15 protein-coding genes are annotated in these 11,324 nt (G+C 69.6%); 1 reads left to right on the top strand and 14 read right to left on the bottom strand.

The window, feature by feature from the left end; translation table 11 throughout:
* The 5 genes from VIB55_RS14640 to VIB55_RS14620 all read right to left on the bottom strand — a co-directional run.
* The coding region (locus tag VIB55_RS14640; protein WP_331877397.1) for an alcohol dehydrogenase catalytic domain-containing protein at positions 1–266 on the bottom strand (266 nt) is incomplete at its 3' end.
* Between the two features lie 59 nt (positions 267–325).
* Positions 326–700 (bottom strand): hypothetical protein, encoded by a 375-nt coding sequence (locus VIB55_RS14635; RefSeq protein WP_331877396.1) that lies wholly within the window; start codon positions 698–700, stop codon positions 326–328.
* 98 nt (positions 701–798) lie between these two features.
* Complete coding sequence (locus VIB55_RS14630; protein ID WP_331877395.1) at positions 799–1,137, bottom strand: DUF5615 family PIN-like protein; 339 nt, start codon at positions 1,135–1,137, stop codon at positions 799–801.
* Complete coding sequence (locus VIB55_RS14625) at positions 1,134–1,379, bottom strand: DUF433 domain-containing protein (protein WP_331877394.1); 246 nt, start codon at positions 1,377–1,379, stop codon at positions 1,134–1,136. Before VIB55_RS14625 ends, VIB55_RS14630 begins: the two co-directional genes overlap by 4 nt.
* 115 nt (positions 1,380–1,494) lie before the next feature.
* A complete protein-coding gene (locus VIB55_RS14620; RefSeq protein WP_331877393.1) occupies positions 1,495–2,394 on the bottom strand; it encodes a hypothetical protein in 900 nt (299 codons plus the stop codon).
* Between the two features lie 271 nt (positions 2,395–2,665).
* Between VIB55_RS14620 and VIB55_RS14615 the strand changes: the two genes are divergently transcribed.
* Positions 2,666–3,064 (top strand): lysozyme inhibitor LprI family protein, encoded by a 399-nt coding sequence (locus VIB55_RS14615; protein WP_331877392.1) that lies wholly within the window; start codon positions 2,666–2,668, stop codon positions 3,062–3,064.
* 31 nt (positions 3,065–3,095) lie between these two features.
* Here the strand turns inward: VIB55_RS14615 and VIB55_RS14610 are convergent, their stop codons facing one another.
* The 9 genes from VIB55_RS14610 to VIB55_RS14570 form a co-directional block, all read right to left on the bottom strand.
* On the bottom strand, positions 3,096–4,940 hold the full coding sequence (locus VIB55_RS14610) for a protein kinase domain-containing protein (RefSeq protein ID WP_331877391.1): 1,845 nt from the start codon (positions 4,938–4,940) through the stop codon (positions 3,096–3,098).
* A 193-nt stretch (positions 4,941–5,133) separates the two neighbouring features.
* Positions 5,134–5,442 carry a CcmD family protein gene (locus tag VIB55_RS14605; protein WP_331877390.1) on the bottom strand — a complete coding sequence of 103 codons (309 nt, stop codon included), beginning with the start codon at positions 5,440–5,442 and terminating at the stop codon, positions 5,134–5,136.
* A gap of 5 nt (positions 5,443–5,447) precedes the next feature.
* A complete protein-coding gene (gene ccsA / locus VIB55_RS14600) occupies positions 5,448–6,176 on the bottom strand; it encodes a cytochrome c biogenesis protein CcsA (RefSeq protein WP_331877389.1) in 729 nt (242 codons plus the stop codon).
* Positions 6,177–6,183: 7 nt separating this feature from the next.
* Positions 6,184–6,861, bottom strand: coding sequence for a heme exporter protein CcmB (locus VIB55_RS14595; RefSeq protein ID WP_331877388.1), 678 nt, complete (start codon positions 6,859–6,861; stop codon positions 6,184–6,186).
* Between the two features lie 2 nt (positions 6,862–6,863).
* Positions 6,864–7,601: an ABC transporter ATP-binding protein gene (locus tag VIB55_RS14590; RefSeq protein ID WP_331877387.1), complete on the bottom strand. Its 738-nt coding sequence runs from the start codon at positions 7,599–7,601 to the stop codon at positions 6,864–6,866.
* Complete coding sequence (locus tag VIB55_RS14585; protein WP_331877386.1) at positions 7,598–8,002, bottom strand: zinc ribbon domain-containing protein; 405 nt, start codon at positions 8,000–8,002, stop codon at positions 7,598–7,600. Before VIB55_RS14585 ends, VIB55_RS14590 begins: the two co-directional genes overlap by 4 nt.
* Complete coding sequence (locus VIB55_RS14580) at positions 7,999–8,484, bottom strand: cytochrome c-type biogenesis protein (RefSeq protein WP_331877385.1); 486 nt, start codon at positions 8,482–8,484, stop codon at positions 7,999–8,001. The genes VIB55_RS14585 and VIB55_RS14580 overlap by 4 nt, the downstream gene beginning before the upstream one ends.
* A complete protein-coding gene (locus VIB55_RS14575) occupies positions 8,484–10,544 on the bottom strand; it encodes a heme lyase CcmF/NrfE family subunit (RefSeq protein WP_331877384.1) in 2,061 nt (686 codons plus the stop codon). Before VIB55_RS14575 ends, VIB55_RS14580 begins: the two co-directional genes overlap by 1 nt.
* A complete protein-coding gene (locus VIB55_RS14570; protein ID WP_331877383.1) occupies positions 10,541–10,963 on the bottom strand; it encodes a cytochrome c maturation protein CcmE in 423 nt (140 codons plus the stop codon). Before VIB55_RS14570 ends, VIB55_RS14575 begins: the two co-directional genes overlap by 4 nt.
* Positions 10,964–11,324: the final 361 nt, after the last annotated feature.

Below are 11,324 nucleotides of genomic sequence, written 5' to 3'. Positions count from 1 at the left end.
CCGGCGTAGAACACCTCGTCGCCGGGCTTGAAGTCGGCCACGTCGGCGCCCACCTCCTCCACCACGCCCGACACGTCGTAGCCCAGCACCAGCGGCGGCGTGAGCCCGGCCCACGACGCGTTCTGGCGCAGCTTGGCATCTACCGGGTTGGTGCCGGAGCACACCACGCGCACCAGCACCTCGCCGGCACGCGGCCGGGGACGATCGATGTTTCTCAGCTCGAAGACTTCGGGCCCGCCGTGGCGGGGAATGACCATCGCGCGCATCTCGCCTCCTGAGGGGATCGGGAGGCGTCGCGGGGGGCCAGAAGCGTGCCGATCGGCGCTCAGCCGGGGAACTGCATGGTGACGGTCGCATTGCGGCACGCGGCCCCGCAGCGGCGGCCGTTGGGGTACTCCGCCTCGTATTTGGGCGTGAACTCCTGGCTCCGCGTACCCGCCGCAGTGGTGACGCGAATTGTGACCCGGCTGGCCATTACGTTCTCGAACATCACGGGCACACAGGTTCCCGAGGGGCAGTCGAAGACGTGCGGCGCCGCTTCCCCGGGCACGATGGCTTCCACGCGGAAAGCACCAGTCGGCTGGCTAGCGAAGCGGACGATCAGGCCATCGAAGCAGCCGATCACGGTGCAGACACCGACGGGGTTGCAGGCGGCCAGCGTGGCGGCGGCGAATGCGTACAGGGCAGTGCGGAGGCGCATGGGAGTAGCGTCCGTCGAGTGAGCAGGCGCGATGGTCCCCCCACAACGATCAACCCGCGCGGTAACGGACACGATGCGCAGCATGGTCGGGAGGGGCGTCAGCCAGCATCCGGCGCTTGAGGCACGATGAGCACTTCACCCGGCGCTACGGCGCTCAGGGCCGCAGAGATGTCCGAGACAAACGGTTGCAAGTCGCGGAGCTTGGTGCTCCCTGTAGCGAGGACGACGACACCTATCTTGAGCTTTGCGATGTTCTGCTGGAAGCGGAGATTCCGATCAGCGGTTAGGAAAACGTCGAAAGCGACCTCTGCACGACGGAGCAGTTCGCCATTCTTGATGCCCGACCAGCCGGCCTCCACCACCGTGTGGATTTCGAACCCCGCGAGATCTCGCCGAAGGGGACGCGGAACATCCTCATCGAATAGAACGCGCCTCACGCTACTCTCGCGAGAGCCGCTTGGGCGGCCATCTCCAGAAATCCGATGACCTGCTCGCGTCGCACGCTCGGGAAGTGGTCCAGGAACTCGTCGACGTCGTACCCCCCCTCCAGGTATTCGACAAACGTCTGCACGGGTACGCGCGTCCCCACGAACACCGGGGTTCCACTATGGATTTCTGGATCCCGATGGAACACGGTGCCATCCGGAAGCGCGATGGGGCGGAATTCGGGGCTAGGCATTGGAACCTCTGCACGGGTTGATCGCGGCGCACCAACAAACTGCGGGCTCGTACAATTCTTCGTCAACGCGGCAGAACGCGTACCCGTCCCCTGAGGACGAGGCATCTTGGGGACATCAGGTTCCCGGCCGGATGCCCAGCGCGGAGGCCGAGGCCTGGTAGATGTCGGCCGAGCCGCCGCGGTCGCTGTTGAAGTACAGCGTCCGGCCGTCGCGCGAGATTGCGGGCCCGTACTCGTAGCCCGGCGAGTTGATGGGCGCGGCAAGGTGCTCGGGCGCGCTCCACACTCCATCGCGAGAACGGACGATGAACAGGTCGTCGCCGCCCAAGCCCTGCGGATGGTCGGTGACCACCAGGATCATCCACGTGCCGTCCGGCGACATCCAGAGGTCCGACTGGCTCTGCGCGTCGTTCACGGGCGGGGGCAGGTGCTCGGCCGCGCCCCATCCCTGGCCACGCCGGGGAATGCGGAAGATGTCGGAGCGGCCCAGCGTTCCCGGCCGGCGCGACGCGAGGTACAGGTCTCCTCCCGGCCCGGCGGCGGCGTGAATGTCTGGCTCGTCGGCGTTCACGGGGGCGGGAAGGACGACGGGGACCGACCATCCGCTGGCCGTACGCTCCGCCGTCCAGATGTTCATGTCGGTGCGTGTGTCCCCGGCCGTGCGCGGACGGTTGGAGGTGAAGAACAGCGTGCGCCCGTCTGCCGAGAAGCGAGGGGCGCGCGCACCCCATTGGTCGTCAACGGGAAAGATCACCGGTACCGGCGCACCCCAGCTGCTCCCCTGGCGCGGCGCCCGCACCAGCGTCTGCCGGTTGAACGCCTCACCGTCGTACACCGAGAACCATAGCGAGCCGTCCACCGGATCGATCGCCGGAAAGTTCTCCTGGCGCGAGGTGGAGACCACGCCGGGCGCCACCAGCACGGGCTCGGAGCCGACGTCCGGGCTCGGCCCGCCGGCGGGCACGCATCCGCACGACAGGAGCAGGCACGCCGTCAGAGCCAGGCGATCGTTCATGCAAAAACCTCCGTAAAGAGAGTGCCAGTTCACGACGATGCTTGCTAAACGCGCGTGTGCGCGCTACTTTGCTCCCACGGCCAGTCAGCTTCAGGAGTGGAGAGCGGCCTCTGCCTCGTGCTCGGCTTTACGCCGGCATTACCGGGGTACGCGAACGCGGGTTCGAATCCCGCCTGGCCCGCGAAGGGTCCTGCCTCCGGGCGGGGCCCTTCACCTTTTCCGGGCACGGGGCGTGCTCGTGCAGCGCGGCATCACCTGCCCGGAGAAGACCGTGACCCGCAAGCTCCCCGTCGTCGCCCTGTTCTCGTTATCGCTGCTTGGCGTGCCCGTTCGCGGGCTCCACGCGCAGGAGTTTCACGAAGACGTGAAGCACTGGTGCCAGGACTTCTGGATGCTCCCGCGCGCGGAGATCCTGGATTGCCTGGTGCGGGACTACGCCGCCGCCGACGCGGAGCTCAACCGGACATACCAGCAGGTGATCAGCTCGCTTCCCGATGAGCGGCGCGAGCCGCTGCGCGCGGAGCAGCGGGCCTGGCTGGCCCGGTACGACGCGACCCTGACCGCGTACTACTCGCGCCCGTGGGCCAACCACTCGCGCGTAAAGGTGCTCCCCTCGCAAATCCGCGCCGTGCGCGACCGCACCGCGTACCTGCGGAGCCTGCTCCGGTAGACATCGGGAGCGTCGATCCGCCGGTGCCGCGTCAGCCCTGGCGCATGCGGCGCAGCTTTTCCCGCGCGATCCGCTCCCGCCGAGGGTCGGAGTTCAGCTCCAGGAACCGCTCGTAGGCGGCGATGGCGCCCGCGCGGTCACCCTGCCTCCACTTCACCTCGCCCAGGTTGGCGTAGGCGATGTCGCGGCGCGGGTTCATGCGGATCACCTGCTCCAGCTCGCGCCGCGCCTCGTCCAGCTGCCCCGCCTCGAACAGCGCCCATCCCAGGTTGTTGCGGAACAGCACGTTGCCGGGCTCGCGCTGCACCGCCGCCCGCAGCCGCTGCACCGCGTCGCTCACTTCGCCCCGCTCGAACGCCCCCTCGCCCTCGCGGTTCAGGCGACGCGCCGCGGCGTCCTTGGCGGGCGCCTCGGGCCGTTCCGCCACCGTCGGCGGGGGCGGCTCCGGGCGATCGGAGACGCTCGCCGCCACCTGCGTAGGATCGGACGCGCTGGCCGGCGGTGGGGCCACCGCCTCGCCCGGGATCCCGCCGAGCATGGTGTCGCGCGCGGCGGGGTCGTCAGCGGCAGGCAGCTGTCCGTCGCCTTGCGTGGCCGCCGGAGTGGCGGGAGAGTCCGGGCGCGACGCGGTCGGCGGCGCCGGAGCCGGCCCGTCGCCGGACCGCCGCCCGAAGGCCCACACGGCCCCGCCGATCAGCAGAACGAGCAGCAGCGCGGCGAAAGGCGCGAATCGGCGCGCGCCGGGCTTCGCCGCTGACGGCGGAGGGGTGGGCGCGGCGGGCCGCGGCTTCGGCTCCAGCTTGCGCGTCGGCTGCGGGACCGGAGGTGCGACGGGCGGCGTGGGGTGCGGCGGAGGCGCCTCCGTCGCGACGGCGGGCTCCGGCGCGGGGGCAGCGTCCCCGACCCACGCGACTGCGGGCACCTCCTCCGGCGGAGGGGAGGCGAGCGTGGACGACGTATCCGGCGCTACGACCGGGGCGGGCGGAACCACGACGCCGCGGGTCTCCGGCTCGCTCAGCGCCTGCGCCAGCGCTTCGGCCATGGCGCCGGCGTCGGGATAGCGGTCCTCGGGCTCAGCGGCCAGCGCGCGGTGGATGACCTCCGCGACGGGGCGGGGCAGGGTGGGGTCGCGCTCCCACAGCGGGATCGGCTCGCCGTCTCCCGCCGGCTGCAGCAGGCGATTGCCCGCGAACGGCCGCTCGCGCGCCAGCAGCTCGTACCCGATGGCACCCAGGCTGAACACGTCGGAGGCGGGCGTGACATCGCGCTCCCCGCGAATCTGCTCGGGCGAGGCGTAGGCGGGCGACAGGGCGATGCCGCCGGAATGCGTCAGCTGGGTGGCCTCGTCGCCCACCAGCCGCGCGATGCCGAAGTCCAGCACGCACACCCGCACGAAATCCGGCTGGTCACCCGGCACCAGGAAGACGTTGCCGGGCTTCACGTCGCGGTGGATCAGCCCCGCCTGGTGCCCCTCGTTCACCCCAAGGGTGGCGTCGCGAAGAATGCGCAGGGCGAAGTCGAGGGGGATGGGATCCGGGCGGGCCAGGCGGGTAGAAAGGTCCTCGCCCCGCAGCAGCTCCATCACCAGGAAGTCCAGCCCCAGCACGGGATCGGTGCCGAAGTCGAACACCGTCACCACGTTGGGATGGTGAAGGCGCGCGATGGCCTTGGCCTCGCGGTGAAAGCGCTTCCTCACCTCTTCCTGCAGCGCGGGCTTGGACGGGGTGAGCGTCATCACCTTGACGGCGACGGTCCGGCCCAGGCGCTCGTCGGTGGCGCTGTAGACGGCCGCGAACCCGCCGCGTCCAATCACCTTCTCGATGTGGTAGCGGCCGGCCAGCTGGTGTCCGGCCAGCAGCCCCTCGAATCCTTGCATCGCCGTCGGGGTCGGGTGTCGCGTGTCGCGCGCGGAAGCATGCAGATACCAGCAAAATGCAGTCCGGCCGCCAATATCAACAGCAATCACGCAGAGGTCGCAGAGAGAAAAGAGAGGACGCAGAGGGCTGTGCAAGCGCCTCTGCGTCCTCTCCGTCTTCTCTGCGTCCTCCGCGTGAAACTGCCGTTGCGGTTTACGGACGCGACAATCCGTCCAACTGCTCCTCGAGCCGGCGGGAGCGGCGGGCGATCAGCACCACGTAGCCGAACAGCAGCACCCACGCGATGGAGAAGGCGATGAACACGTGCCAGTACGCACGAAGGCTGCGCGGCGGGGCCTCGCGCGCGGGAAGCGCGGACGCGGCGCCGGCCGGGGCAGGCTGGTACGTCGTGGTTGCGGCGCCCGTGTCCGCCTGCGCCGACGAGATAGACGGCGCGGCGAGCAGGGTCAGGAGCGCGATGAGAACGATGCGGATGCGGCGCATGGCGGTTTGGCGGTCCATTCGGGTCAGGCGGCGGGCCGCAGCTGGGCGGCCACCCGGGCGGCGTCGATGCGGCGGCTCAGCCGCTCCACCACGTAGCGCGCAAGGAGCAGCGAAAAGAAGAGCAACGTAAACGCGAGCATGTTCACCAGCAGCGTCTGCACCATCTCGGGCGCGGCGGTGGGGCCCTCGGGCTTCAGCACCACGGGCTTGGGATGCTGGCTGCGGAACCACTGCACGCTCATGTGGATCAGCGGAATGTCCACCGCGCCGACGATGCCCAGCACCGCCGCGAAACGCTTCCCCCGCTCGGGATCTTCCGTGGCCCCGCGCAGGACGAAGTATCCCACGTAGATGAACCACAGCAGCAGCGTGAACGAAAGGCGCGCGTCCCACACCCACCAGGCGCCCCACGCGATCTTGCCCCACAGCGGCCCCGTCGTCAGCACGATGCTGGTGAAGATCACCCCCAGCTCCGCCGCGCAGACGGCGATCGCGTCCAGCCGCTCGTCGCGCAGCCACAGGTAGCCCAGCGAGCACAGCGCCACGATGCCGAAGGCCAGGTACGCCATCAGCGCCGACGGCAGGTGCACGTAGAAGATGCGCTGCACGATCCCCATCTCGCGCTCGGTGGGCGCGTAGAAGAAGATCATCCAGAACCCCAGGACCAGCGCCGCGGCGGCCAGGAACCCCAGCCCCACCGACCAGCGGCGGGTTCCCGCGAGCGACGCGTTCTCGTCGACCTGCGCGTTCATCGTTGGTCTATTCCTCCATCACGGCGCCGAACGCGGCCGTGCACACGAACAGAAAGATGAGGTCGAAGGCCAGCAGCATCCGCACGCTGCTCTCGATCTCGGAAAACGGCCGCCCGATCAGCAGGCGCTGCGTGGCGCTGGCCGCAAAGATCACCACGGGAATCAGCAGCGGCAGCAGCAGGATGGGGATCAGCGTTTCCCCCAGCCGCGAGTGCGCCGCCATCGCCGCGAACAGCGTCCCCAGCGCCATGAAGCCGATCGTCGCCAGGAGCACCACGATCGCCAATCCCCCCAGCGCCCCGGCGTACCGCAGCCCGAAGAAGAGCGCGTACACGGGAAAGATCACCAGCTCCACGCAGAGGACGATGGCCAGGTTCGCCGCGAGCTTCCCCAGGTAGAACGCGCCCCGGGGGATGGGCGACACCAGCACCCCTGTCAGCGCATCCGCCTCGCGCTCCAGCGCGAAGGCCCGCCCCAGCCCCAGCGTTCCCGCGAAGAGCACCGTCACCCACAGCATGGCGCCCGCGATGGTCGACGCCCGCACCCCCGGGTCCAGCGCAAAGCTGAACACCACCGCCACCAGGACGGCAAACGTGGCCATCGCCACGAACCGCTCGCGGGAGCGCGCCTCCAGCAGCAGGTCCTTGCGGGCGACCGCCCAAGCCTGGGCGAGATATCGGGCCATCGTCAGGCGGCGGCCGCCACCCGCCCGGTGTACACCCGCTCCCAGGTGGCGGGATCGATGTCACCAGCCGGCTCGTCCGACACCCAGCGGCCGCCCACCTGCACGGCCACCCGGTCCGCCTGCTCCAGCCCCTGCGACAGGTTGTGCGTCACCAGCACCACCGTGCGCCGCCCATCCTTCAGCCGATCCAGCACCTCGCGCAGCATGGCCGACGCGTGCGGGTCCAGCCCCGTGTAGGGCTCATCCAGAAAGACGACATCGGGGTCGTGAAGCAGCGTGCGGGCGAGGGCCAGGCGTTGCTGCATGCCGCGCGAGAACGTCCGCACCCGGTCGTCCCGGCGCTCCCACAGCCCCACGTCGCGCAGCCCGGCCTCGATACGCCCCGCCCGGTCCGCCACGCCGTACAGCCGCGCGAAGAAGTCCAGGTTCTCGGCCGCGCTCAGCCCGGGGTACAGGAACGCCTGGTGCGAAAGCAGCCCGATGCGCCGCCGCCACCCCTCGTCCTCGGCCTTGCGGATCTCTTCGCCGCCGATGAACACGGAGCCGCGCGTTGGACGAACGGCGCCGCAGAGCATGCGCAGGAGCGTGCTCTTGCCGGCGCCGTTGGGGCCGAAGATGGTCAGAAAGGTGCCGGGGGTGATGGACAGGTCCACGCCGCGCACGGCGGGCAGGGCCCCGTACCATTTTTCCAGTCCGCGCGCTTCGACGGCCGCGCCCGCGCCTTCCGCCGGGTGGCTCAAGCCAGCCGGACCCCGCACCCCGCGCAGAAGCGGCTCCCCGCCGGGTTCACGAACCCGCAGGCGTGCCGGTCGATCGCCGTGCGCGCGACGGTCGCGTCCTCGCTGCCGCCGTCCATCCCCGCGTCGCTGCGCGCGGCCTCGGCGGCGCGCAGGGCGGCCAGCGCCTCCAGCGACATCCGCTGCTTCTGCGCCTGGTAATCGGCCGTGTCGAGCTTGCCGCCCAGATAGTCGTACTCCAATTCCTTGAGCGAGGCCAGCGCCACGCGGCGGCGGGCTTCGGCGTCCATCACCGCGCCGGGCGCCAGGTCCACCAGCAGGGCGTCGCGCCCGCCGATCATGGGACGCACGACGTAGCCCGCCGCCAGCAGAGCCAGGAGAAGCGAGAGGATCAGCAGCGTCACGGCTCGTCGTCCTCTCGCTCGAACTCGCGCAGCGCGGCGTTCAGCTGGGCCCGCTCGTCGTCCGACATCGGCGGGGCGCCGGCGACTGAGAGCGTGGATCCCTGGCTGCGCATCCGCCGGATGCGCCCCTGCACGAACACGGCGCCGATCAGCAGCATGATTGGCGGCAGCAGCCACGCCCAGAGGCCGATCCCCTCCGCCCGCGGCACGACGAGGTATTCCTTGCCGTAGCGCGCCAGCACCTGGTCCACCAGCTCGTCCGGCGTAGACCCGCCCGACGCGGCGGCGCGGATCTGGTTCCGCAGCTCTTCCGCTTGCTCGTTGGGGCAGATGTCGAGCATGTGCGGGCCGAACGGCGACTTCAGCTGTGAGATGGCCTCCGCCGCGTTGCGCGCGGCCACGTCGGGCGGGTGCTGCGCATCCGCGCGCCCGGCCAGGAGCGCCAGCGCGAGGAGGATGAAGGCGAGGCGAATCGTCTGCATCATGCCTCCACCAGCTCGGGCTCGGCCGCTTCGGACGGCTTCGCCACGCGCACGCGCTGCTTGACGACGGTGGGGTTCCTGGGCTCGGCGCCGGGCCACAGGGCGATCAGCGTGCCGATGGCCATGATCAGCCCGCCTGTCCAGATCCACGGAACCAGCGGGTTGATCAGCACGCGGAAGGTGGCGATGGGGCGCGGGTTGCGGCCCTGCACCACGGCGTTGATGTCGTCGACGCCGGCCAGGATCAGGTACAGGTCCTCGTTCCAGGCGCGGCGGATTCCCACCTCGCTGACCACTTCCTCACGTTGCTTGTACGAGCGCTTTTCCGGCGCCAGCACGCCCACGCGCTCGCCGTTCTTCGCCACGTTCACCGTCGCCACCACCTTGGTCATGTTGGTGGCTGGATACGATGACATCGCCTGATACGTCAGCGTGTACGTGTGGCCGAAGGGCGACTTCATCTCCAGGCTCTCGCCCGGGCTCATCGCCACCTGCTTTTCCACGTCCCACGCGCTTCCCGCAAAGCCCATGAACGTCACCACCAGGCCCGCGTGCACCAGGTATCCGCCGTAGCGGCGCCGGTTGCGGCCGACCAGGTGGATGAACGCCGGCGCCACGCCCTCGCCCTCGATGCGGGCGCGCGCGCGGGTGCCCTTCCAGAACTCGATGACGATGGTCGCCATCACGAAGGCGCCCAAGGCGAAGGTCAGCAGCGCATAGGTGTTGCGCGCACCGGCGATCCACAGGACGACGCCCGTCACCACGCCGATGGACACCGGCAGGGCGAAGTTGCGGCGGATGTTGCGCGCGGTCGCCTTGCGCCAGGCGATCACCGGGCCCACGCCGAGGAGGGCGAGCAGGAGCAGCCCCAGCGGCAGGTTCACGCGATTGAAGAACGGCGGGCCCAGCGTGATCGTCTGCCCGGTGGAGGCCTCGGAGACCAGCGGAAAGATGGTGCCCCACAGCACGCTGAGCATGGCCGCGACGAACACCAGGTTGTTCAGCAGGAACGCGGCTTCGCGCGAGACGGCGCTTTCCAGCCGGCTTTCCGGCGCGAACGAGGCGCGCCGCCACCACACCAGCACGGCCGAGACGATCACCAGGGCCGTCAAAAAGCCCAGGAAGATGTACGAGATCGTAAGGTTCTGCGCGAACGAGTGGACGGATTCGATCAGCCCCGAGCGCGTCAGGAAGGTGGCGAAGATGCTCAGCAGGAAGGTGCCCAGGATCAGCAGCACGTTCCACATCTTGAGCATGCCGCGCTTTTCCTGGATCATCACCGAGTGCAGGTACGCCGTGCCGGTGAGCCAGGGGAGCAGCGACGCGTTCTCCACCGGGTCCCAGAACCAGTATCCGCCCCAGCCCAGCTCCACGTACGCCCACATCATCCCGAAGATGATGCCGTTGGTGAGGAAGAACCACGCGGTGAGCGTCCAGCGCCGCGTCGTGGTGATCCACCGCGTGTCGAGCCGGCCGCTGAGCAGCGCCGACACGGCAAAGGCGAAGGGGATGGTGAACGCGGTGAAGCCCAGGTACAGCGTGGGCGGGTGGATGGTCATCCAGTAGTTCTGCAGCTGTGGATTGAGCCCGCGGCCGTCGGCCGGCACGAACTCCATCAGCTGGAACGGGTTGGACGCGGTGATGATGACCACGAGAAAGAAGGCGATCACCGTCGACAGCGTGCCCACCACGTACGGCATGAACTCACGGTTGCGACGCCGGTTCTGCAGCACGGCCACGGCCGAGAACAGCGCCAGCAGCGTGGCCCAGAAGACGAGCGAGCCGGTTTGCCCGGCCCACAGCCCCGTGATCTTGTAGAAGAGCGAAAGGTCGCGGTTGGAGTACCCCGCCACGTAGCGGTACTGGTACTCTTCGCGCAGGAACGACGAGATGATGGCGGCGCAGGAAACCACGAGCAGGCCGAAGACGGCGTACAGCGAGCGCTCGGCGCTCAGCACCCAGTCTCCGCGGCCCTTCCGCCCGCCGGCGAAGCCCAGCCCGGCGCCCCACAGGCTCAGCAGCAGCGCGATCCAGAGAGCGACTTCACCGATCTGCGTCACGCGCGGAAGTCCCCTTCGGCGGCTTCGTAACGCGAGCCGCACTTGGTGAGCAGGTGCGTGGCCTCGAAGGTTCCGTCGGCGGTGTAGCGGCCGGTGACCACGACGTCGCGGCCTTCCTCGAACGTGTCGGGAACGGGTCCGTTGTAGTGCACGGGAAAGCGGGTCTTGCCGCTGGCGATGTCGACCACGGTAAAGCGCAGGTCCAGCGTGCGCGCGTCGCTGTCGACGGTGCCGGGAACCACGCGGCCGCCGATCTTCACGGTCATCTCGCGCGCGGACGGGTCCGCGGCGAGCTTGGCGGCAAGCTCGTCGGGGGTGTGGTAGTAGATCATGGAGTCCTTCATGCCGGTCACCGCCAGATACCCGACGGTGGCCACCAGCGCCGCGGCGCCGATCAGGAACTTCCTCTGCTTTTTCACCGCTACCCTCCGCGCGCGAACGTGTGGTTCCAAGCGCGGCAATATACCACTGAAATGCGTGCGGTGAAAGGGATTCCGTAGGTTGCAGGACAGGAGTGTGGGGAGTTTCCCGACCTGCACGGAGAGGGCGGGCCGGGTTGGATGAGGTTCGACGGGCTCCGGCGCATGCCGCGGTTGCCCTCTCCCCCGGCCCCTCTCCCGCAAGCGGGAGAGGGGAGAATTCGTGCGCGCCTCGGCGGGTGTGGTGTGCGGGCCGGGGCCCCCCATCCCCAGCCCCGCAAACTGCGCGGGGGAAGGGAGCCAGCCCGCCGCGCTTCGCCAGGAATGGCGTGGAAGCGTCGTGGCTAGATGCCGGCCGCGC

Source organism: Longimicrobium sp., assembly GCF_036554565.1.
Lineage (GTDB): Bacteria > Gemmatimonadota > Gemmatimonadetes > Longimicrobiales > Longimicrobiaceae > Longimicrobium.
Note: the sequence above shows the minus strand (reverse complement) of the source record. Positions and strands in the feature narration are given on the sequence as shown.

Coding starts and splice junctions, on each gene's coding strand:
- VIB55_RS14635 (WP_331877396.1), bottom strand. CDS start 700: ATGCGCCTCCGCACTGCCCTGTACGCATTCGCCGCCGCCACGCTGGCC.
- VIB55_RS14625 (WP_331877394.1), bottom strand. CDS start 1,379: ATGCCTAGCCCCGAATTCCGCCCCATCGCGCTTCCGGATGGCACCGTG.
- VIB55_RS14620 (WP_331877393.1), bottom strand. CDS start 2,394: ATGAACGATCGCCTGGCTCTGACGGCGTGCCTGCTCCTGTCGTGCGGA.
- VIB55_RS14610 (WP_331877391.1), bottom strand. CDS start 4,940: ATGCAAGGATTCGAGGGGCTGCTGGCCGGACACCAGCTGGCCGGCCGC.
- VIB55_RS14605 (WP_331877390.1), bottom strand. CDS start 5,442: ATGGACCGCCAAACCGCCATGCGCCGCATCCGCATCGTTCTCATCGCG.
- ccsA (WP_331877389.1), bottom strand. CDS start 6,176: ATGAACGCGCAGGTCGACGAGAACGCGTCGCTCGCGGGAACCCGCCGC.
- VIB55_RS14595 (WP_331877388.1), bottom strand. CDS start 6,861: ATGGCCCGATATCTCGCCCAGGCTTGGGCGGTCGCCCGCAAGGACCTG.
- VIB55_RS14580 (WP_331877385.1), bottom strand. CDS start 8,484: ATGCAGACGATTCGCCTCGCCTTCATCCTCCTCGCGCTGGCGCTCCTG.